The 22162-nt window shown below is 72.0% G+C and carries 19 protein-coding genes and 1 pseudogene; 16 read left to right on the forward strand and 4 right to left on the reverse strand.

Going from position 1 to position 22162, the window contains the following annotated elements; translation table 11 throughout:
- Positions 1 to 46 precede the first annotated feature (46 nt).
- On the forward strand, positions 47 to 742 hold the full coding sequence (locus ACIRD7_RS16520) for a DUF1275 family protein (RefSeq protein WP_403453874.1): 696 nt from the start codon (positions 47 to 49) through the stop codon (positions 740 to 742).
- A gap of 40 nt (positions 743 to 782) precedes the next feature.
- Here ACIRD7_RS16520 and ACIRD7_RS16525 read toward each other — a convergent pair whose 3' ends face one another.
- Positions 783 to 2024, reverse strand: coding sequence for an MFS transporter (locus tag ACIRD7_RS16525; RefSeq protein ID WP_403453528.1), 1242 nt, complete (start codon positions 2022 to 2024; stop codon positions 783 to 785).
- A 99-nt stretch (positions 2025 to 2123) separates the two neighbouring features.
- On the opposite strand from ACIRD7_RS16525, the gene ACIRD7_RS16530 reads away from it, so the two are divergent.
- Entirely contained in the window at positions 2124 to 3209 is a 1086-nt protein-coding gene (locus ACIRD7_RS16530) for a DUF5937 family protein (protein WP_403453529.1), read from the forward strand.
- Between the two features lie 36 nt (positions 3210 to 3245).
- On the opposite strand, the gene ACIRD7_RS16535 is transcribed toward ACIRD7_RS16530, so the two are convergent.
- Entirely contained in the window at positions 3246 to 4001 is a 756-nt protein-coding gene (locus ACIRD7_RS16535; protein WP_403453530.1) for a helix-turn-helix domain-containing protein, read from the reverse strand.
- Positions 4002 to 4236: 235 nt separating this feature from the next.
- On the opposite strand from ACIRD7_RS16535, the gene ACIRD7_RS16540 reads away from it, so the two are divergent.
- The 13 genes from ACIRD7_RS16540 to ACIRD7_RS16600 all read left to right on the forward strand — a co-directional run bounded on the left by ACIRD7_RS16540 (position 4237) and on the right by ACIRD7_RS16600 (position 19099).
- Entirely contained in the window at positions 4237 to 4902 is a 666-nt protein-coding gene (locus ACIRD7_RS16540) for a DUF4097 family beta strand repeat-containing protein (RefSeq protein WP_403453531.1), read from the forward strand.
- 114 nt (positions 4903 to 5016) lie between these two features.
- A complete protein-coding gene (locus ACIRD7_RS16545) occupies positions 5017 to 5835 on the forward strand; it encodes an alpha/beta fold hydrolase (protein WP_403453532.1) in 819 nt (272 codons plus the stop codon).
- A 248-nt stretch (positions 5836 to 6083) separates the two neighbouring features.
- Positions 6084 to 6908 carry a class I SAM-dependent methyltransferase gene (locus ACIRD7_RS16550; protein ID WP_403453533.1) on the forward strand — a complete coding sequence of 275 codons (825 nt, stop codon included), beginning with the start codon at positions 6084 to 6086 and terminating at the stop codon, positions 6906 to 6908.
- A gap of 157 nt (positions 6909 to 7065) precedes the next feature.
- Positions 7066 to 7824 (forward strand): GntR family transcriptional regulator, encoded by a 759-nt coding sequence (locus ACIRD7_RS16555; protein ID WP_403453534.1) that lies wholly within the window; start codon positions 7066 to 7068, stop codon positions 7822 to 7824.
- Positions 7825 to 7898: 74 nt separating this feature from the next.
- Entirely contained in the window at positions 7899 to 9191 is a 1293-nt protein-coding gene (locus ACIRD7_RS16560) for an MFS transporter (RefSeq protein ID WP_403453536.1), read from the forward strand.
- A 401-nt stretch (positions 9192 to 9592) separates the two neighbouring features.
- A complete protein-coding gene (locus ACIRD7_RS16565; protein ID WP_403453538.1) occupies positions 9593 to 10522 on the forward strand; it encodes an alpha/beta hydrolase in 930 nt (309 codons plus the stop codon).
- A gap of 171 nt (positions 10523 to 10693) precedes the next feature.
- Positions 10694 to 12301, forward strand: coding sequence for a LuxR C-terminal-related transcriptional regulator (locus tag ACIRD7_RS16570; RefSeq protein ID WP_403453539.1), 1608 nt, complete (start codon positions 10694 to 10696; stop codon positions 12299 to 12301).
- Positions 12302 to 12526: 225 nt separating this feature from the next.
- On the forward strand, positions 12527 to 13837 hold the full coding sequence (locus tag ACIRD7_RS16575) for a PucR family transcriptional regulator (protein WP_403453541.1): 1311 nt from the start codon (positions 12527 to 12529) through the stop codon (positions 13835 to 13837).
- A 251-nt stretch (positions 13838 to 14088) separates the two neighbouring features.
- Positions 14089 to 14979, forward strand: coding sequence for an ABC transporter ATP-binding protein (locus ACIRD7_RS16580; RefSeq protein ID WP_403453543.1), 891 nt, complete (start codon positions 14089 to 14091; stop codon positions 14977 to 14979).
- Positions 14976 to 15779, forward strand: coding sequence for an ABC transporter ATP-binding protein (locus ACIRD7_RS16585; protein WP_403453544.1), 804 nt, complete (start codon positions 14976 to 14978; stop codon positions 15777 to 15779). The genes ACIRD7_RS16580 and ACIRD7_RS16585 overlap by 4 nt, the downstream gene beginning before the upstream one ends.
- Positions 15776 to 16675 (forward strand): branched-chain amino acid ABC transporter permease, encoded by a 900-nt coding sequence (locus tag ACIRD7_RS16590; RefSeq protein WP_403453546.1) that lies wholly within the window; start codon positions 15776 to 15778, stop codon positions 16673 to 16675. The genes ACIRD7_RS16585 and ACIRD7_RS16590 overlap by 4 nt, the downstream gene beginning before the upstream one ends.
- On the forward strand, positions 16668 to 17807 hold the full coding sequence (locus ACIRD7_RS16595) for a branched-chain amino acid ABC transporter permease (protein ID WP_403453547.1): 1140 nt from the start codon (positions 16668 to 16670) through the stop codon (positions 17805 to 17807). Before ACIRD7_RS16590 ends, ACIRD7_RS16595 begins: the two co-directional genes overlap by 8 nt.
- Positions 17804 to 19099: an ABC transporter substrate-binding protein gene (locus ACIRD7_RS16600; protein ID WP_403453548.1), complete on the forward strand. Its 1296-nt coding sequence runs from the start codon at positions 17804 to 17806 to the stop codon at positions 19097 to 19099. The genes ACIRD7_RS16595 and ACIRD7_RS16600 overlap by 4 nt, the downstream gene beginning before the upstream one ends.
- 129 nt (positions 19100 to 19228) lie before the next feature.
- On the opposite strand, the gene ACIRD7_RS16605 is transcribed toward ACIRD7_RS16600, so the two are convergent.
- On the reverse strand, positions 19229 to 19663 hold the full coding sequence (locus ACIRD7_RS16605; RefSeq protein WP_403453550.1) for a subtilase-type protease inhibitor: 435 nt from the start codon (positions 19661 to 19663) through the stop codon (positions 19229 to 19231).
- Positions 19664 to 20031: 368 nt separating this feature from the next.
- Here ACIRD7_RS16605 and ACIRD7_RS16610 point away from each other — a divergent pair, with 368 nt between their 5' ends.
- Positions 20032 to 20871: an endonuclease/exonuclease/phosphatase family protein gene (locus tag ACIRD7_RS16610; RefSeq protein ID WP_403453551.1), complete on the forward strand. Its 840-nt coding sequence runs from the start codon at positions 20032 to 20034 to the stop codon at positions 20869 to 20871.
- Positions 20872 to 20905: 34 nt separating this feature from the next.
- Here ACIRD7_RS16610 and ACIRD7_RS16615 read toward each other — a convergent pair.
- Positions 20906 to 22001 (reverse strand): annotated as a pseudogene (locus ACIRD7_RS16615) (barstar family protein).
- Positions 22002 to 22162: the final 161 nt, after the last annotated feature.

Below are 22162 nucleotides of genomic sequence, written 5' to 3' on the forward strand. Positions count from 1 at the left end.
TGTCGCCGTGAGTGACCAATCGCGAGGGGAAGCCGCCCCGCATCCGATGCGACCGCCGACAGAGCCAGGGCGATCCCTCCACCTCGCCGTCGTGCTCCTGGTGGCGGCATCGGGAGCGGTGGAATCCATCTCCTTCACCGCGTTGGACGGCGTCTTCGCCGGTGTCATGACCAGCAACCTCGCCCTGCTCGGCATGGCGGTCGGCCGGGAGCAGGAAACGGGAGTCACGGCAGCCGTCCTGGCGTTGGCGGGGTTCGGCGTGGGCGCGGTCGTCACCGCCTGGCTCACCCGCCGCTGCCCGCCCGCGGCCACACACTGGCCCATGCCGGTGATGTACTGCCTGGCCGGAGAGGTGATCCTGCTGGCCGTGGGCGCGGTGATCTGGGGTGCCATCGGCGGAACACCGGGACGGGCGGCGCGGGACGCCCTGCAGTTCGGGGCCGCGGCGACGATGGGCATCCAGTCGGCGGCCATGGTCGCGGCCGGCCGCGCGGCGGCGCCGACCACCTACCTGACCGGCACCCTGGCCACGTACATCGTGAAGGGCGTGGGAGCGCGCCACCCCGACCGCTGGGCACCGGCCCGGCTGGGAGCCCTGATCGTCGGAGCGGGAGCCTGCGTGGCGCTGCTGCGGGAGGCCCGGGAGTGGGCCGGAGCACTGCCCGTCGCGCTGGGCGTGTGCGCCCTCCTGATCGGCGCCGCCCCTCTGATCCGGATGCGTCGCGCCACGGCCGGGGGATGAGGGCCGGCAGGGGTGCCGGCCGTTCGTACGCGGACGGCCCTTACGACCCCGCCCGTGCCCGCCCGAAGTCGCCACCGAGCCCCGTCGCCCGGTCCTTCTCGGTGGCCACGGCGGAGGCGGACGCGAGTGTCGCGGCGGTGAGGCTGCCCCAGAGGGCGGTCGGACCGTGGGGTGCGAGTGCGGTGATGACGGCGGGGGAGACGGCGAGGCCGAAGCCCGTGGACAACTCGAAGCGGGCGAGCGTGCGTCCCAGGACGCGCGGCGGGGCTAGGGCGGTGACGAGCGCGGTCGCGCTGCCGGCGTAGACGATCTCGCCCAGGGTGCAGACCACGGACACCGCCGCGACGGCCGGGGCACCCCAGCCCGGTCCCAGCGAAGTGGCCGCGAGGAAGCCGAGATAGGACGCGGCGAGGACCACACCGGCGAGCGCCAGCACTCTGCGCCGGGGGAAGCGGGACAGCACGACGGTGAGCGGGACCTGAAGGGTGACCACCAGCACCGTGTTGGCCACGAAGATGGCCGCCGACCACATGGGAGACGCGTCCAACTGCGTCACCAGGACCAGGGGAAGCGCGATTTCGGGGACGTTGAGACAGAAGACGTAGATCACGTTGGCGGCCAGCAGTGCGCGCATCCGGGGTGCGGGCCCGGTCTCGGCGTCCTTCACCGGGGCGTCGGCAGGACGCGCGCGCAGGCCGACCGACCACGCCAGGGCCGCCGCGATGAGATACGCGAGCCCGGTGACGGCCGCCAGCGCCTGCAACGCGGCGGTCCCGCCCGCGAGGGACGCGGTGGCGACGAGGGCGCCCACGCCGAGTCCGGCGTTGCGCAGGGCACGGCCTCCCGCGAGCGCGGCGTCGCGCTCCCGGCCGTGGGACACCGTGGCCACGAGTGCCGCGTGGGCGGCCGGCCAGGCCTGGTTGCCGATCCCGAGGAAGAGCGCCGCCGCCCCGAACAGCCAGACCTGCCCGGCGGGCGTGGCCAGCAGCAGCACCACGCCCAGCACCCGCACGAGCATCGAGGCCGCCACGACCGTGCTGCGCGCGCCCCGGTCCAGCCATCGGCCCACGGCGGGCATGCACACCAGACCGGCGACCACGGCGACCGTCATGGCGACACCGGTGACCGGAGCGGAGAGCCTCAGCACCAGCACGCCGTAGAGCAGCAGAAAGGGGCGCAGCAGGCCGGTGCCGAGCGCGTCCACGGCCAGGGCGACGGCGTAGCGGGGGCCGCCGGAGGCACGGACGAGGGCGCGCGGCCGGATCTTGAGGGTGGTCGTCATGGCGTCAAACGGTGCGTCCGGCCGGCCCGTCGGGCACGTGAATTGACGGACCCCGTCAACCGACGACGTCGGCGGCGAGACGGTCGGCGATGATGAGGGGTGACCTTGAGGATCGACATCGGCGGCCTGCCGCCCGACCGACTGCGGTTCGCCGCCTCTCCGTTGGCGGAGCTGACCGCGATGCTGCACGTGCTGGCCGAACCCGGACATCATCCGCAGTTCGCCGACTGGGCCCGCGAGGTGTGGGCCGGGCTGGGTCCGCAGCTGGCCGAGCGGCTCAGGGAGGCGGAGTTCCTCTGGCGTTCCTCTCAGGCCGACTTCCTGCTCCCCGCACGCCCCCGGCCGACCCTCGCCGAGGAGTTGGACGACGTCGACCGGATCGATGACGAGAGCTACGCGACCGCCGCGCTCGTCACCACCTGCGGCGGCAACCGGGCGCACCTCGCCACGCCGTCACCGCTCACCGACGCCACCGCGCGCGAGCGGGCCCTCGACCTGGCCCAGGCGCGCGGCCCGCGGCAGGAGGCGTTCGCCGCACGCCTCCTCGCGGACCCGGCCGCGGTGCGGGCGCGGGTGCGCCGCACCCTGGAACAGTGCGCCGAGGCCTTTTTCGACGCCGCGTGGACGGGCGTCGCCGTGCAACTCGCCACCGACCTGCGCCTGAAGAACGACCTGCTGAAGCGCCAGGGCATCGCGGCGGCGCTCACGTCGGTCTCCGGCGCGATCACACTGGCACCGGACGACGACTGCATCGTCGTGGACAAACTCCAGGACAAGTCGACCACCGCCCAGGGCGACGGCATCACCTTCATCCCGAGCGTCTTCGGCAGCCCGCACCTGGCGGTGGTCCACGCGCCCGGATGGCAGCCGGTGATGCAGTACCCCGTGGCCGAGCCGAGCCCGGCGGAGCCGGTCTCGCTGGAAGCGGTCACCCTGCGGCTGGAAGCGCTCGCGCACCCGGTGCGGCTGCGACTGCTGCGCACCCTGGCCCGCGGTCCGCACACCACCGGCGAACTCGCCCACACCTGGGAACTCTCGCCCCCGGAGGTCTCCCGCCACCTCGCCGTGCTGCGCCGCGCGGGGCTGCTCACGGCCCGGCGGCACGGTCGCTACGTCCGGCACGGCCTCGATCTGCCCGCCCTGACGGCGCTGGGCACGGACCTGCTGGCGGCCGTACTGCGCTGAGGCGGGAGGTGGCGACTCGCGGTCCGGGAGGGTCGCCTATCCGTGGTCCGGGCCCGCTCCGGCGGTGTCGCCCGAGGTTTCCGCGGGTCTGGTGTGCAGGACCGCGCGTGCCTGCTCGGCGGCGCGCGTGATGCTCTCGCTGATGAAGTCGAGGAAACGGGCGATGTTCTCCAGGCGGGCGGCGGCCGGAGTGTGGGGGCCCAGGACGGCGACGCCTTGGCGCGCGGTTTCGACGAGCTGGTCGTTGGCGCGGGCGCTGGCGATCGTCGCCTGGTAGAAGAGCTCGTCGTCGACCAGGTAGCGGTCACGGCGGCGCTCGTCGCGTTCCCGGCGCACGAGGCTCTGGCTCTCCAGGAAGGCGATCGCCTTGGAGATGGACGCCGGGCTGACCGCCAGACGCTGGGCGAGTTGGGACGCGGTCAGGCTGCCCGCGTCGGTGGTGAACAGGCAGGTCAGCACCCGGGCCGGCATTTTCGGCAGGCCGGAGGCCATGAGGACGGTGGTGAGCGTCTCCTCGTAGCCGGCCACCGCCTCGGCGTCGCGTCCGTGCGGCTGGGGGGTTGCCTCCGGTCCACGAGGAGGCGCGGGCCGGCGTCGGCGGGCGCGGTGTTCGGTGGCGCGGTGGGCGAGGTCGGCGCGGTAGGCGGTGGGACCGCCGTTGCGCATCACCTCGCGCGTGACCGTCGAGGTCGGGCGGTCGAGGCGTCGGGCGATCTCGGCGTACGGGAGGCTGTCGGCCAGCCCCAGGGCGATCTGCCGACGTTCGGACTGGGTGAGCCTGCCTCCCGGCATCGCGGTCTCCTTGGTGATCCTTCGTGATGGTCCCGGCGGCCACCATAGCGTTCACTTCTCATCCATTGCAATGACTCGGGCGATCGTCGTTGCGTTGCACGGTAGGTCGTTGCAACACTTTGTGTGCTGTGAACTGCACATATAGCGTTCCGATGCAACGAGTGCGTTGCCGGGATGTGGAAAGCAACGTAGCGTTTCCCGCATCGGAAACAGCGAACCAACATGGGAGAGCACGATGCAGAAGTTCGACACCCGCGCCCCTATCTCCGCCGTCCTGCACATCCCCGCCGGGCGCATCCAGCTCATCGCCGCCGACCGCCTCGACACCACCGTCGAGGTCCTGCCCGCCGACCCCGCCAAGGGCCGTGACGTGAAGACGGCCGAGCAGACCACCGTCGACTACGCCGACGGCGTCCTGCACATCCGCACCCCCGAACCCGACAACAAGCTGTTCGGTCCCTCCGGCTCCGTGGAGGTCACCGTCCAGCTCCCGGCCGGCTCCCGCGTCGAGGGCAAGACCGCCGGCTCCGAGCTCCGCGGTGTCGGCCGTCTCGGCGACGTCGTCTTCGAAGGTGCCTACCGCCAGATCAAGATCGACGAGGTCGCGAGCGTCCGTCTCACCGCGCTCGACGGCGATGTCGAGGTCGGTCGGCTGGGCGGACCCGCTGAGATCACCACCGCGCGGGGCAACATCCGGATCGGCGAGGCCGTGCGCGGCACGGTCGTGCTCACCACCCAGTCCGGCGACATCTCGCTCGCCGCCGCCGTGGGCGTCTCGGCCGCACTGGACGCCGGCACCGGCTACGGCCGCGTCAACAACGCCCTCAAGAACGACGGCAGCCCCGCACTCGAGATCCGCGCCACTACCTCCCACGGCGACATCACGGCCCGCAGCCTCTGAACGGGCCGGACCAGCCACCCGCACGCGTTCCGGGCGGCCCCGCGTTCCACGCGCAGGGCCGCCCACCCCAGCCGCAGCAGTTGCCACACGCCTCAAGCGAACAGGTGGAACACCATGACGAAGCACAGCACTCCCGCGACCAGTGCGAACTGGACCGGCATGGTGCCGGTCGACGACACGGCCCTGGCCGTCACCGACACCGGCGGCGAAGGCACTGCCGTGGTCTACCTCAACGGCCAGTTCGCCACCCAGGGATACTGGCAGCGGGTCATCGCCGAACTGGGCACGGAATGGCGGCACATCACCTACGACGAGCGGGCTCGCGGCAGGAAGTCGCGGCGTTCGGCGGACTACTCCTTCGAGGCGGCCGTCCGGGACGTCGACGCCGTGCTCGCGGCCAGGGGTGTGGAACGGGCGCTGCTGGTGGGCTGGTCCTACGGAGCGGTGGTCGCGGCGCACTGGGCCGAGCGGAACCCGGACCGCACCGTGGGCGCGGTCCTGGTGGACGGCGCGTTCCCGTACGACTGGCTGGACGAGGCGATGGAGCAGCGCATCCGCAAGCTGTTCCGGCGGATGGCCTGGTTCACACCGTTGCTGCGCCCGACGGGCCTGGTCCCGCGGATGAGCGCCGAGCAGCAGGCGGAAAGCAACATCGAGCTCGGCAGGCTCTCCCGCGAGTCCGAACTGGGCCCCGTACTGGACAACATCACCGTCCCGGTCCGGTACGTGGTCGCTTCGGGAACGTCCTTCGGAAGCCGCGGAGACGAGCAGGAGCGCATACGCGCCGGCCTCGACGCGGTGACCGCCCGCAACGCGCACATCAAGGTGAGCGCGAAGACCGCCGGCAACCACGGCGCCATCCTGCGCAAGGACTTCCGTGCCGTCGCCGAGGCCGTGCGTGAGACGGCCGGGGCGGACCGCCGGGACCTGTGACGGTCCACGACACGCTGCCGAACCACCTCTTGGCCTGCCCGGAACCGGGTGGGCCGATCGGCTCAGGCCCGGCGCGCCTCGGGCGTGCGGTCGGCGGCCGGTGGAGGATCGGTGGGGGCGGCGGCCTCGGACGGGCCACCCGGCCCCACCCCGCCGCGTGACGAGGTCCGGAACATGACTCCCTTCGATGCCCCGCTGTTGAAGTGCCCCCGGCTCGACGGCACCGTCGACACCACGCCGGCGGCGACGTGACGGCCTCACCGGGTGGGGACGCGCCGGGCGCCGGCCGCTACGGCGAGGACGTCTTCCCTCCCGAACAGGCGGGCGAGGGCGAGCGCATCGACTTCGGTGCTCTCGCCTACGACGACATCACCATGGCGAGGCTGCGGGCACTGGGGGCCGGCCCGGGGTGGCGTTGCCTCGATGTGGGCGCCGGCACGGGGACGGTCTCGCGCCGGCTGCTGGACGAGGGGGGAGTGGACGGCGTGCTCGCCGTGGACCGCGACGTACGTTTCCTCGGCGAGCGGCCCGGACTCGACGTGCTCCAGGCCGACATCACCGCCCCGCACTCCGTCGCCGGCCGCTTCCGGCTCGTGCACGCCCGCTTCGTGCTGATGCACCTGCCCGAGCGCGACCGCCTGATCGCCGCGCTGGCCGAACTCGTCGAGCCCGGCGGTGTGCTGGTGCTCAGCGACGCGGTCGACCTGACGAGCGACCGCACACCCGAAACGCCGTACACCATCGTGATGCGGGCGATGTGGCAGGGCTTGCGGGCGACCATCGGCACCGACGTCTCCTGGGTGCCGTCGTATCCGCAACTGCTGCGCGGGGCCGGACTCGAGGCGGTGGGCGCGGAGATCCACGTGCCGCCGCTCCTCCCGGCCAGCCCCATCAGCCGTTTCTGGGCGGACACCTGGGAGCGAAGCCGACCGGCGATGCTCGCCACCGGCCTGGTGGACGACGCGGCCGTCGACGCGGGCCTGCGGTACCTGGCCTCCGACGAGTGCGCCGCGCTGTCCGCCGGCATGCTCACCGTCTGGGGACGGAAACCCGAAGAACCGGCTTCCCGCTGACCCTGTGCCGATCCTGCCCGGACGGCGTCGGGCGATCCGCCGGCGCATGAGCGCGCAGCCTATTGCTACTCCAGCAGCTTTTCCCAGGTGAAGTACCTTGCCAACGCCCCCTGGGAACGACCAGCTGCCGCAGCGCAGGACAACCGGAGGATCGCCCATGCCCCGAGAGGCCCCGTACCTCGCAGTGGCCGACGTGCTGCGCGCACGGATCCTCGCGGGGGAGTGGGGGATCGGGCAGCGCCTCCCGTCCCGGGCGCGGCTTGCCGAGGAGTACGGGGTCGGGCGCAACGTCGTGCAGCGGGCCATGGACCGTTTGATCATCGATGGTCTCCTCGAAGGACGCGCCGGCTCGGGGACCTACGTCCGCATGCCCCGTGAGCGCTTGAGACTGGTCCGCTCGCGGCACCGCGAACGCGGGCAGGGCCCCGCCCGCCGACCCGACCTGAGGGAGCGGGGCAGGGCCGACGCCTGGGACTCACACAGTCAGGTGCGTGTCCCCGCCCCCGACGCCGTCGCCGAGCGGCTCGCCATCGCTCCCGGAGATCTCTGCGTCCGGACGCACTACGAGTTTCTCGCCGACGGGCAACCCGTCCAGCTTTCCGAGTCCTGGGAGCCGATGGTCATCACAAAGGGAACACCGGTCGTTCTTCCCGAGACAGGTCCGCTCGCGGGAAAAGGTGTCGTCGAGCGCATGCGCTCCATCGGCGTGGTCATCGCCACCGTGACGGAGATTCCGCGCCCTGCCCGTGCCACCCAGGCGCAGGCGAACCTCCTCGGGATCAGCGTGGGTGATCTCGTGCTCCAGATCGAGCGGACCATCTACGACACGGACGGACGGCCGGTGGAAACGGCCGACATGGTAATTCCGGACGCGCGCCGCGAAGTGGTCTACGAATTCGGAGTCGACCGCCCGTAGTCGTCGCACATTTCGCACATCCGAAAGTGGGGTGAAGAATGTCAAAATCGGCCCGACTTGGCCTTTTACGTGAGTTGGACTTCGCGCGATTGTTTGCCGCCACCGCGCTCGGCCAGTTCGGCGACCGCATCATCTTTCTGGCCCTGCCTCTGGTCGCCCTGGCGGACTTGCACGCCGACGAGTTCCAGGTCGGACTGCTGGCCGCGATGACCACGGCGGGCTCACTACTGGTCGGACTGCCGGCAGGCGCGTGGGTGGACCGCATGCGCAAGCGATCGGTGATGATCAGCACGGATCTCATACGCGCGCTGGTCCTGGTGACGATTCCGGTGGCGTGGTGGGCGGACCTTCTCACCGTCTGGTGGCTCTACGCGGTTGCCCTGGTCCATGGAGTGTTGACGGTTTTCTTCGATGTCGCGTACGTCAGCTATCTCCCGCACTTGGTCGGACGCGGCAATCTTCTGGAGGGAAACTCGAAGCTGTCGGCAGTGCGTTCGGTGACCAGTATCAGCGGGCCGGCGGTGGCGGGCCCGCTGGTCGGCCTGGTCGGAGCCCCTGCAACCGTGGTGGCCAGTTCGGTCGGGATGGCCATGTCGGGAGTACTGGCGAGCGCGATCCGTAAACGGGAACCGAAGCCGGAATTGAGTGAGCGTCCGCGACTGGGTCGAGAGGTTAAGGAAGGGTTGAAGTTCGTCCTCATGCACCCGACCCTGCGTGCCATCATGCTCGGGGATGCGATATTCAACCTCTTCCTGGTCATGTATCAGACCATGCTGCTGGTCTTTCTGAAGCGGGAGATAGGTCTTCAGTCCTTCGGTATCGGCCTCGTTCTTTCAGGTATGGGCTGCGGTGCCTTTCTGGGCGCATTGCTCGCGACCAAGGTCTCGAAGCGGGTCGGGCAGGGAACGGTTATATGGCTCGCGTCGCTGGTCACTTGTCCGTTGACCGCCCTCATGCCGTTGGCGCGACCGGGCTGGAGCATGTACGCGGCAGCGATCGGGCTCGCGTCTCTCTCGCTGGGCGGAGTCGTCCGCGTGGTGGCCCAATCAAGCTTCCAACAGGCCCTGACACCGGACCGGCTACTGGGCCGGATGAGTGCCACCGTTCGATACGTGTCCTGGGGCGGTATTCCCCTCGGTGGCCTTCTGGGCGGAGCGGTCGGTTCTGTGTTCGGAGCGACGGGCACCTTGTGGATCGGTGCGGCTGGTATGACGCTGAGCGTCCTCCCCGCCCTGCTGTCACCTCTGCGAACCATGCGCGCCGGCCCTCATCCGTCGCGCGTGCTGACGAAGCGCACGTTCGGGCCCCACTCCTCCCGCACCGGCCCGAGGCACCAGTGGCACAGCGGGGATCCGCCGCGCCCGTAGCGGTGGGTCTTGCGATGGCACACGGCGCACGGGCCGACCCGGTCGCTGCCGCAGGTGAGTGCGGACGGGTCCGGCTCGGTGACCGGGGGCGGGGGAGTCGCCATCGCGTGCGCCCTGTTCCGGGTGACGCTCGTCCGCCACCTCTATGTCAGGGTACGCCCGATATAGCACGACCGTTCGAGTCCAGTCGGAGCGGGGCGCCACAAGACCGGTGACTTCGAGTCCGGTCGGAGCGGGGCGCCACAAGACCGGTGACATTGCCGGTCCCCGCGCGGCAGCCCGGCCCCGACAGTGGCCAGGCCAGCCCGACGGCGGTGCCCCGCCACCGGCACGCGACAGACGCCCCATGTCCCGCGTGCCCCGGCACGGGCCGTCCGCCACGACAGAGAGGACGACTCGTCGTGCAGCTCCACCCCCACAGCACTCCACGTACGCATGCTCCCGGCGCTCCCCGACGCCGGACCGGACGACTGGCCGGTGCCGCGGCGGCATTCGCCGCGGTCGTCGCACTCGGGACCCTGACCGGCCCGAGTGCCCACGCGGCGGACAACCCCTACGAGCGCGGCCCAGCCCCCACCACGGCCACCATCGAGGCCCTGCGCGGCCCCTACGCCGTGTCGCAGACCTCCGTCTCCTCGCTGTCGGTCACCGGATTCGGCGGCGGGACCATCTACTACCCGACCAGTACCAGCGACGGCACCTTCGGCGCGGTGGCCGTCTCGCCCGGCTACACCGCCTACGAGTCGTCCATCGCGTGGCTGGGACCGCGCCTGGCCTCACAGGGCTTCGTGGTGTTCACCATCGACACGCTGACCACGCTCGACCAGCCCGACTCCCGCGGCCGTCAACTGCTGGCCGCGCTGGACTACCTCACCGAGCGCAGTTCGGTACGGGGCCGCATCGACGCCGGCCGCCTCGGCGTCATGGGCCACTCGATGGGCGGCGGGGGCAGTCTTGAGGCCGCCAAGTCGCGTCCCGCCCTCCAGGCGGCGATTCCGCTGACCCCGTGGAACCTCGACAAGACCTGGCCCGAGATCACCACCCCGACCCTGATCTTCGGAGCCGACGGCGACACCATCGCCCCGGTCGCCTCCCACGCCGAACCGTTCTACTCCAGCCTCCCCTCCCCGCTGGACCGGGCCTACCTGGAGCTGAACTCGGCGACCCACTTCACGCCCAACTCGTCCAACACGACGATCGCGAAGTACAGCATTTCCTGGCTCAAGCGGTTCATCGACGACGACACCCGCTACGAGCAGTTCCTGTGCCCGCTGCCCCGGCCGGGCCTGACCATCGAGGAGTACCGAGGTAACTGCCCGCACACCTCCTGACGCCACCGGCGTTGTGCCGGGGCACGGCCGCGACGGCGGACGGCTGGGCGTACGCACAGTCCGGCCGCCCGCCGTACGCGGCCAACGCGCAGGTGGCGCCGCCGATTTGGCAGCCGGGAGGCGCGGAGGTCAGCCTTCCGGTCCTCGGTACGCGCAAGTAGCGTCCAGCGAATGACCGGAGACAGGAGCAGTGTGCGGACGGCTCCCCGCTTACGGAGCCGAGAGGGAGAAGGTGGCGCGGGGCCGTCCGTCGCCGACCGCGCCCGTGCCGAACTCGCCCGTGGCAGGCGGCTGTTGTACGACGGCTCGGTGGACGACGCCCGCGAGTGCCTGCTGTGGGCCGCGTCCCGGCTGGCCACGGACGACCCCGAACAGGCGGAGGCCGCGCGCCTCTCCGCAGCCGATGCCGCCTGGGCGGCGGGGGACCTCACGGCCTGCCTCCGCACGCTGGACGGCGCGGACACCGCCGGTTCGGACAGACTCGAAGCCATGGGGATGCCGGCCGCCCCGAGCCCTGTAGGAGACGCCGACCGCCCGCCGAGGCCCCCAGCCGACCACTCGCCTCGTCGGGGATGGGCTCGCGACGCGTTCGTGCGGGACTACATCGACGGTATGAGAGCCCTGCTGGCCCGACAGCCGGAACGCGCCGCCGAACCGCTGCGGCGCGTCCAGGACCCCGTGCGCACCGGAGACCGGCCCGAGCGGCTGTTGCGCGCCGCGTCGGCGGCGCTGCTGCTCGGGGACGTCCGCGCGGCACGTGCCGCAGGGGCCCGCGCCCTCGCGGCGGCGCGCAGCGCGGACAGTGCCGCGTTCGAGGCCAGGGCCCTGGAGTACCTGGCCTACGGCGAACTGCGCGCCGGCCGCCACGCGCAGGCGCGCGCCCACGCCGAGGAGGGGGTGAGGGCCGCGCTTTCGGCCGGGCACCGCAACACGGCGGCGAGTCACCACGCGATGCTCGCCCTGGCCGCCTCGATCGAGGGAGACACCGGCGAGGTCGAGGAGCACGCCCGTGCCGCGCTGACCATGGCCCGCCGCCACGGCCTGGCCCAGGTGGCGACCCTGGCCGAGTGGGCCGTCGCTCGCGCCGACGTGGCCCGCGGGCGCCCCCTGGACGCCGCCGACCGGCTCGGCCCGCTCGTCGGGCCCGGCCCCCGGCGCGGCCACTTCGCCGTGTGGATGCTCGCGGTGCCCTGCTTCGTGGAGGCCGCGGTGCTGGCCGGACACCCGCGGGAGGCACGGACGTCGGTCACCGACCTCGCCCGGTGGGCCGCCTTCGGCGCCGACCCGCACGCCGCCGCCCAGCTCGCCCGCTGCCGTGCCCTGCTCGCCCCCGACGACCGTGCCGACGCCCTCTACCTGCGGGCGCTCGCCCTGCACGACGAAACGGGCGGCGACTTCGAACGCGCCCGGACGGAGCTCCTGTACGGCCGGTGGCTGCGGCGGCGGCGCCGGCTGCGGGAGGCTCGGAGCCGGCTGGGGGCCGCTCTGGTCGGCTTCGAACGCTGCGGTGCGCGCGCCTGGGCCGACCAGGCGCGCGGCGAGCTGCGGGCCAACGGAGCCGCGTCCAGGACGCGGGTGGACGGAGGGCTGTCCTGCCTGACACCGCAGCAGCTGCGCATCGCGCGGCACGTGGCCGAGGGTGCCACCAATCGCGAGGTGGCCCAGCGGCTGGCCGTCAGCACCCGCACCGTCGACTACCACCTGCGCAACGTCTTCGCCGCCCTCGGCGTGCGCTCGCGCCTCGAACTGGCCCGCATGGTCGACCAGGAGGTCCGCTGAGCCCTGTCTCGCCGGTTGAGACCGCGGTATCAGGCGGGACATTTCCGTCGTCCGCTCGGAAGAATGCCGCTGCACACCCCTAGGGACCGACCGGACGGTATGCCATCCTTCGGGGCAGGACGACTTGGGTGGCGACCGCCGCGCCGGCAGCGCACCCCGCCGGACCCGGCTGAGCCGGCGTGCGCCGGGGCACCGCCGGCAGGCCGAGGTTGGGGGAGGACCGCGATGCATCCTGCCGTACGCGCACGGACGACGATCCGCAGCGGACCGAAGCCCGTTCCGCAGCCTCGGACACGCCGTGTCCGGTCGCTGATCGACGCGGACGCGCTGCATGTCCTGCACCGGGCGGCCCGCGTCCTGCTCGACGACCTGCCGGAGCTGACCGACCGCCTGCTCGCGGTCCTCAGCGAGCAGGAACCGGCCTACCGCAGCGCCCTGGAGAACGAGCACGCCGCCACCTGGGAGGAGGTGCACCGCTCGCTGCGGCACAGCGTGGCCTCGCTGCTCGATCCGCGGGGTACCCGGGACGCCGCCCACCGCTGCACCTGGCGGATCGGCGTGACCCGGGCCGAGCAGGGGCTGCCGCTGGACGCCCTGCTGCACGCGTTCCGGCTGGGCGGGTCCCTGGTGTGGCAGCGGCTGGTCGAGGAGACCTCCCGCTCGGCGCCGGAGGACATCCGGCTCCTCGTGCACGTGGCGACCGACGTGTGGAACTTCGTCGACGAGCACTGCAGCCTCGTGGCCGACGCCTACCGGCAGGCCGAACGGCAGCGGGCCTGGCGGCGCGAGAACCGGGTGCGACTCCTCGCGGCCGCCCTCCTGGACGGCGCGAGCCGCATCGCCGACCTGCCCGAGACCGCCGAGGGGCTGCGCCTGCCGGAGTACGGCCGCTACGTCGTCGTCGCGGTCGCCGGCGACCGGCCACAGCTCACCACCGGCGCCCGCGCCACCGCCGTACCACCCGGCACGCACGTGCACTGGCACTCGGGAGTGGAAGTGGACTACGGCATCGTCCTGGTCGGCGAGGAGGGGGACGAGGGCGGGGAGGGCGGTGAAGGGAACGACCGGGACCCCCTGAAGGCGCTGGGCCTGCCCGACGACGGCTCGGCAGGTGGCCGGATCGGTGTGAGCAGTGCCGTGGCCGGGCTCGCCGCGGTGGGAGACGCCCGGCGCCTGGCCGACCTGGCCCTGAGCATCTGCGCGCCCGAGGGCGGCACCGTCCGGCTCGCCGAGCACCTGCCCGAGGCCCTGGTCGTCTCCTGCCCCGAACTGGGCGCGACCCTCACCGAGCAGGTGCTCGGCCCCGTGCTGCGGCTGGAACCGGCCGACCGGGAGGTGCTGCTGGACACCCTGGCCGCCTGGTTCGCCTGCGACGGCTCCGCCCAGCGGGCCGGTGAGCGCCTGTACTGCCACCGCAACACCGTCCTGAACCGGCTGCGCCGCTGCGAGCAGCTCACCGGGCGCTCCCTGGCCCGCCCGGTCGACGTGGTGGAGATCAGCCTCGCCCTGACGGCACGCCGGCTGCTGCGGGGCTGACCGTCCCCGGGCGGCACATCGCGTCCGGCAACCACGCGACTGCCCGCGCCCGCTTTACCCGCCCGTAGGCCTACGTCCGCACCGCACCCCGCCTGCGCACCTGGGCAGCCGCACAACCCATGGCCACCCGCGTTGGGACCGCGCAGCGACCTCGTCCGAACACCTGTACCGGCCGCACGCGCCCGTGCTGTCGTGGGCTGCCCCTCCCCCCGAACCACCCGTGCCGGACGGCACGGACCCGAGGAGACGTGATGCCGCAAGCACCACCGGACGAAGAGGCCGCCCTGTACGTCGAGGGCCTCGACGTGACCTACGGGCGCGCCCTGTCCGCCCTTCGTTCCGTGTCCCTGACCGTCCCGCACGGCTCGGTCGTCGCCCTGCTCGGCGCCAACGGCGCCGGCAAGACGACCCTGTTGCGGGCGGTCTCGGGCACCCTGCGCCTGCACCGCGGCGCGGTCACGGCCGGCCGTATCCGCTACGGCGGCACGGAACTCGACGGGCGCGACCCGGTCGCAGCGGTGCGCGCCGGAGTCGTCCAGGTTCCCGAGGGCCGCCGGGTCTTCGCCGGGCTCACCGTCGACGAGAACCTGCGCAGCGGCGGCCTCGGTCTCGGGCGGCGCCGCCCCGACCAGGTGGCCGAGGCCCGGGATCGGGTCTTCGCGCTCTTCCCCCGACTGGCCGAACGCACCCGGCAGGCCGCCGGGCTGCTCTCGGGCGGTGAGCAGCAGATGCTCGCCATCGGCCGCGCGCTGATGGCCGCGCCGCGCCTGCTCCTGCTCGACGAGCCCTCCCTGGGCCTGGCCCCGCAGATGGTCTACCGGATCGCCGAGGTCATCCGTGAGATCAACACCCAGGGCACCGCCGTCCTGTTGGTCGAGCAGAACGCGGGCATGGCGCTGTCCCTCGCCGACACCGCCCACGTCCTGGAGGTCGGAGAGGTCCGGCTCTCCGGGCCCGCCGACGAACTCGCCCGCACGGACGCCGTACGACGGCTGTACCTGGGCGAATCCACAGAGTCCACCGAGCCCACAGAGTCCGCAGAGCCCACGGACATCTCGAAGGACATCGAGGACCCCGAGGACACCGAGACCAGCGGGGTCGCCAAGGCCACCGGAACCACCGAGGGGCAGGGAGCCGCGTGACCGTCCGTACCACCGCACCACCACCCGAACTCACCGTCACGGACGTGACCGTCCGCTTCGCCGGGCTGACCGCCCTGGACGCGGTGTCCTTCACCGTGACCCCAGGCTCCGTCCACGCACTCATCGGACCCAACGGAGCGGGCAAGTCCACCTGCTTCAACGTGCTGTCGGGGCTGTGCCGCCCGGCCACGGGCTCCGTACGCCTCGGCGACGCCGATCTGACCCGGCTCGCACCCCACCGCATCGCCGCCCTCGGCGTCGCCCGCACCTTCCAGAACATCGTCACCACCCAGGGCACGGTCGCCGACAACCTGATGCTCGGCCGCCACGCCCTGTCCAGGGCAGGGTTCGCCGCCAGCGCGCTGTGGCTGCCGCAGGCGCGCCGCGAGCAGCGAGAACACCTCGCCCGAGCCCGCGAGATCGCCGAACTCACCGGACTCGCCCAGCACTTCGACAGCCCCGTCACCCTGCTTTCCTACGGCGACCGCAAGCGCGTGGAGTTCGCCCGCGCCCTGTGCCTGGAGCCCAGTGTCCTGCTGCTGGACGAGCCGGTCGCCGGGATGAACGCGGCCGAACGCGCCCGCACGGTGGAGGTCGTCCACGCCGTACGCGCCGAACTCGGCCTCTCCGTGGTGCTGGTGGAGCACGACATGGGGCTGGTGATGCGGCTCGCCGACGAGGTCACCGTCCTCGACTTCGGCCGCGTCATCGCCCACGGCACCCCGGACGAGGTCCGCCGCGACCCCGAGGTGCTGCGCGCCTACCTCGGCACCGGCGCCGAAGAGGAGGACGCGGCATGACCACCTTCCTGGACAACGTGTTCAACGGACTCGCCCTCGGCTCGGTCTACGCCCTGGTCGCCCTGGGCTTCGTGATCATCTTCAAGGCCTCCGGCGTCATGAACTTCGCCCACGGCTCCCTGCTCCTGCTCGGCGGCTACCTCACCGCCGTACTCCACGACGACCTCGGCTTCGCCGGGGCCCTCGCGGTCTCCGTCCTGGCGACCGCCGCCGTGGCCGGTGCCATGGACCGCTTCCTGCTCCAGGCGGGCGGGGGAGCGGACCCGCACGCCGCCCATGTGCAGACCATCGTCACCATCGGCGTCGACATCGTCATCCTCACCGACCTCTCGCGGCGCATCGGCGGTGACCTGCTCTCGCTCGGCGACCCCTGGGGCGACGCGGTGAGCGGGCTGGGCCCGGTGACCGTCGCCGACAGCCGGATCGCGGCGATCGTGGTGTCCACCTGCGTCATCGCCGGGGTCTTCGCCCTGTTCCGGTACACGAACTGGGGCCTGTCGCTGCGCGCCTCGGCCGAGGACGTCGAGGCGGCCGCCCTGATGGGAGTACGGCTGGTGCGGGTGCGCACCCTCGCGTGGTGCCTGGCCGGAGCGCTGGCGGCCCTGGCGGCGGTGTTCCTCGCCGCGTTCCCCGCGCCCGGTCTGGAACGTACGACGGGGCAGATCGCCCTGAAGGCGTTCCCGGCGGCGATCCTCGGCGGGATGGCCTCGCCGCCCGGCGCGCTCGCGGGCAGCCTGCTGATCGGCCTGACCGAGGCGCTCGTCGCCGGCTACCAGTCCGATCTGCACGTCCTGGGCGAGGGGTTCGGCGACGTCGCCCCCTACGCAGTGATGGTCCTGGTGCTGCTCGTACGGCCCACCGGGCTGTTCGGCGGAAAGGCGGCGGTCCGTGTCTGAGCCACTCTCCCGAGCCCGCGCCCTCCGCCTCGGCCTGACCATCGCGGCGGTCACCGTCCTGTGCGCGCTGCCGTTCTACCTCGACGCGTTCTGGCTGCGCATCGGACTGTTCTCGATGGCGGCGGCCGTCGGCGCGGTGGGCCTGGGCCTGCTGTCCGGCACCGCGGGCCAACTCTCCCTGGGGCACGCCTTCTTCCTGGCGGTGGGCGCCTACGGCTACGTCTGGCTGGCCGGTGAACCCGGCCCCGGGCTGCCGACCCCGCTGGCCGCCGTACTCGCGGTCCTGCTGGCAGGGGCGGCGGGCGGACTGTTCAGCCCCGTCGCCGGCCGGGTGCGCGGCATCTACCTCGGCGTCGCCACCCTGGCCCTGGTCTTCCTCGGCCACCACGTCCTGCTCACCGCCGACTCCGTCACCGGCGGCTTCAACGGCCGCTCGGTGCCACCGCTGGAAGTGGGCGGCTTCTCCTTCTCCGCCGACTCCGAACTCACCCTGCTGGGCGTGCCGTTCGGCGCCGAGGAACGGCTCTGGTACCTGGGGCTCGCGCTGTTCGCGGTCACCTGGTTCACCGCCCGCGGCCTGCTCCGCGGCCGTCCAGGACGCGCCCTGGTGGCGTTGCGCGACAGCGAGACCGCGGCCGCGGTGATGGGCGTCGACGTCTCCCGCTACCGTTCGGCGGCCTTCGTGGTGTCGTCGATGTACGCGGGCCTGGCCGGGGTGATGCTCGCGCTCTCCTTCCGCCGGGTCGTGCCGGACTACTTCGGCCTCGTGCTCTCGGTGGACTACCTCGCCATGATCGTCATCGGCGGGCTCGGATCGGTCGCCGGAGCCACCGTCGGCGCCGTGTTCGTCACGGCACTGCCCCTGCTGATGACCCGTTACGCCGATCAACTCCCGCTGGTGGCCGCTCCCGGCACCACCGACGGCACGGTCGGTCCCACCGAGGCGGCCCGCTACCTCTACGGCGCGTCGATCGTCCTGATCCTCCTCTTCGCCCCCGACGGACTGCACGGACTGGTCCGGCGCCTGCGCGCCCGACTGCGCCGCCCCCGGACGGCCCCGCCACCCCCGAACGCCACCTCCCCGACACCCTCACCCGAGCCAGCCGTACGAGCCAAGGAGCCCACCCCGTGAAGCCCTCGCACGACCACACGCACCGCGCCGCACCGCGCACCAGGACGCTCCTGGCCGCGGCCCTCGCCGCCCTCCTGCTCGCCGGCACCGGATGCAGCTCCAAGGCCGACTCCTCAGACAGCGCGGGCGACAGCGCGGACGGCGTCAAGACCGGCCCCGGAGTCACCGACAAGACCATCAAGCTCGGCGCCCTCACGGACCTCACCGGCCCCTACGCGACCCTCGGCAAGAGCATCGTTCAGGCGCAGCAGATGTGGGCCGACGAGGTCAACGCCCGCGGCGGCATCTGCGACCGGCGCGTGGAGATCGTCGTCAAGGACCACGGCTACGACGTCCAGAAGGCTGTCACCGCCTACGCAGACATCTCCGCGGACGTCGTGGCGCTGCCCCAGGTCATCGGATCGCCCGTGATGGCCGCCCTCCTCGACGACATCGAGCGGGACAAGGTGCTCACCTTCCCGCAGGCGTGGGCGGCCTCCCTGCTCGACCGGGAGTCCGTGCAAGTCCTGGGCACCACCTACGACATCGACATGATCGCCGCCGTCGACTTCCTCACCCGCACCAAGGGCCTGGCCAAGGGCGACATGATCGGTCACGTCTACTTCGAGGGCGACTACGGCGCGAACGCCCTCGAAGGCTCGCAGTGGGCCGCGAAGAAGGCGGGCCTGAAGGTCGTCGGACAGAAGATCAAGGCGACCGACACCGACCTGTCGGCACAGGTCTCGGCGCTGCGCAAGGACGGCGTGAAGGCGATCCTGATCAGCGCCGGACCGGCCCAGACCGCCTCGCTGGTCGGGGTCGCGGCCTCCCGGGGGCTGAAGGTGCCCGTCGTCAGCAGCGCCCCCGGCTACGCCCCGCAGTTGATGAAGACGCCGGCCGCGCCGGCCCTCACCGCCATGCTGAACGTGGTCAGCGCCGCGCCCGCCGTCAGCTCCAACCTGGACGGGGTCCGCAAGATGGTCGCCGCGTACAAGAAGAAGTACCCGGACTCCCTGGTGGACGCCGGTGTGCTCTCCGGTTACAGCGCCGCCCAGTTGATGGGCGGCGACCTGAAGAAGGCCTGCGAGAAGGGCAGCCTGGCCCGCGAGGACGTGGTCAAGGCGCACCGCGCACAGTCCAACGTCGACGTCGGCCTCGGCACCGCACAGGACTTCTCCGACAAGGCGCAGCCGGCCAGCAGGTCGACGTACGTGCACAAGCCGGACGCCAAGGCGGTGGGCGCGGTGGTGAACGTCGAGGACGCGCACACCGTGCCCGGGGTGGAGGAGTACCTCGCGTCCCGGACCCCCTGACCCCGGGTAATTCCGGTGGTAAGTGAATTCCGCGCAATTGCACGGCGCCCTCGCCGAGAGGATTTTCTCGGCGAGGGCGCTGCCCTGTGGACCGGGCGGTTCAGCGCGAGGCGCTGATGCCGTCACTGGTCAGAAGGACAGTGCCGCAGCCCCGTGGGTTTCCTTGAGGCATGAATTGGCGAACGTGTGCTCGTAGTTCACCCGCGTGCCTCGCCATACCCCTTGGATGGTGACTACGACGGGCCGGTATTCCTTCGTACAGAACCGTCCCGGCTCATCGCTGCGGAGGGTGGCCAGGCGGTCGAGGTCCCCGTTCACACGGTCCAGGTCCGCACAGGCCCGGCGCGGGTCGGGGTGCGTCCCCGTGGTGGTGTACGCGCAGTTCAGCGTGACCGCGCGGGCCGGCGTCGCCGTGGCGGCGTTCTCGCCCTGGCCGGTGGTGAGAACCAGGGCCGAGGGGGCGTACAGCGAAGCGGGGGCGCTGTGGGCGGGCGTACTCATGGAACCCGCCAGGGCTGCGGTGAGCAGACCTCCCGTCATTGCCCAGCGTGTCATCGGTCGCATGGTGTGTCTCCCTTCTGGTTGCGGTGCTGAAGAACTCGAAGTACCCGTCATATCGCTTCCGTTTCAGGGCGGATAAAAGAGAACGCGACCGTGACCTCAATTCGGACCAAATTGCTTATTGAATCACTGGCTTGATTGACCGGGCGGTCCGCGATGTCGGGGAGGTGAGGGGCCTTTCCCTCGGATCGCGGGGTGCGGGGGTGGCCGAGGTGCCCGGGGTGCGAAATGGCCTGAATGTGGCGAGTGTGTCTGCGCGCGTCGCCGCGAGAGATCAGGCACATCGACGGACCTCACGTGTTGCTGACAGCCCCATCTCATAGCCTCGTGCTCGGCGACGTCGGACGCGGTGTCCGTCCGTTGAGGAGGCGATGGTGGTGGAGAGAGGCTCGCGGCTGCTCGCGGGCGCCGTGATCGTGGTCTTCCTGGCGCTCGTCGGACCGAGCGCGCCGAGCGGTGGCCTCTTCGCGAGACCACTGCCGATCGACGCCGTCGGGGAGGTCGTACCGAACCGGGTCATGACGTGGAACATGTGCAACCCCTGCGAGACGGGCAACGTCGACCGGGCGGCGGAGATCGCCACCTACGCGCCCCAGGTCATCGGGCTGCAAGAAGCGTGCGTCCGGGACGTCGAGAGGATCCGGCACTATCTGGAGGCCTTCTACGGGCTGGTGTACGACGTCGAGTACGGGCCGGTTCTTCGGAGTTGGGGCCGCTGCGGGGGAGTGCCGTGGAGTCCCGGGGGCTACGGCCAGGCGGTCCTGTCGGCGGCGCCGATGACGGACCGGGTCAGCGTGGAGTACCCCGACGGCGGATCCGAGGACCGCGGGTACATGGCGGTCACGACCACGGTGGGCGACCAGCGCGTCCGGGTCTTCATCACTCACCTCGCCCACCGACGCCAGGAAACCTTCCGGGCAGCCCAGACCGCCGTACTCGCCGCGGATGTCGCCCGCTACGACCGCGCCATCGTCCTCGGCGACTTCAACGCCGTACCGGACGCCCCCGAACTCGCCCCGATCTGGGCCCTCGCCACGGACACCGACCCCCGGTGCCGGCCCGCGCCGACCAGCGGCTGCGCGCCGACCACCGACTGGGAGACCAAGTTCGACTACATCTTCCTGCGCGGATTCGAGCCGCTCGACCACCACGTACGCCGGAGCCTGGTCTCGGACCACCACATGGTGCACAGCGACCTCGCCCCGACGTGAGCCGGTATCCGCACGGCCGACGGCGGACGCCGATTCACCTGAGCGTGACGCGCATCCCGCCCTCGGCCAGGACTTCGAGCACGGTGGCGATCAGGTCGTACGGCTCGCCCTCCGGCGTCAGGGCGTGGGACAGGTGCTCGCGCGCGACCGCGGTGTCCCGCCAGAGCAGCGTTGCGGGGGCGGTGTAGCCGAAGGTGCCGCGCAGACAGTCCACGAGCGCGTCCAGGCAGCCGCCGAAGTAGCCGCCCGGCCCGTTGACGGCCTCGCCGAGCGCCAGATAGAGGCCCGGTTCGTCCGTGACGTGGCGGCCCTCCAGCGCGTAGGTGTGCCCCGCCGGCGGGTCCTGGTGCTCGACCCGGCAGCCCCGCTCGCGGACGAGGTCGAGCCAGGCACCGCGCTGCCGGGTGTCGAGCCCGGCCCAGGCGCCAGGAGCGTCCGGCGGGCCGGCCAGCCAGCGCTCCCAGACGGGGCGGGCGTGGCCCGGCACGGGCGCGAGGTCTCCGTCGAGCTCCAGATCGATCAGATCCGTCCCGCGGGCGGAGGGGCGCCATGAGCGAACCCTGGGCCGCAGGAGGCGGTCGGTGAGAGGCTCGCCCCGGTCGTCCCACACCTCCAGCCGGGCTTCCTCCAGGTCAAGCGCCCGCCGGGTCCCCGTCGCCAGCGCCCGGCGGAGCCGATCACTGGGGAGGAACCCGCGCAGGACGAGCGGGGGTTCGACCCCCTCGGGCGAAAGCACGCGGGCGAACTCCCGGCACGAGCCCAGCCACCGTCCTCCGTCATGCAGGCGGACAGCACCCCGGTATCCCTCGGGGGGGGCCTGAGTAGTCGTCCAGGCCCGTGAGCACGAGACCGTCCGATCCCGCGGACTTCCCCAGGCTCTCGGCGTCCTCCAGGAGCCAGGCATCGAGTGTCGTGTCCTCGGGCACCAGCCACACCCGGTTGCCGACCCAGCCACGCACCTCGGCTCCGGCCGGAACCCAGCCGAACATTTCGTACGTCCCGCGCGACGGCTCCCTGTACAGCCCCTCCGCCTCGGCGCACACACCCCACACATGGCCGTCGCCCGTATCCGTCAGCCTGTACCGCTCCTGCACGCGTCGCGCCTCCTCCTCGTGCCCGGTGGGAATCATGCCTGGACGCGCAGGAGACGGGGGAGCTCTTTTTCGGCACAGGGAACGTAGGGAAAACCCTCAGGCCATGGTCACGCCCTTGTCGCGGCCCCGCTCAGGCGTTTCACTGTGCGCACCCCCCGCAGGAGAACACCCACGCTCACCAGCAGAAGGGTCAGTTC

Source organism: Streptomyces sp. NPDC093568, assembly GCF_044764945.1.
In the GTDB taxonomy this organism is placed as follows: domain Bacteria; phylum Actinomycetota; class Actinomycetes; order Streptomycetales; family Streptomycetaceae; genus Streptomyces.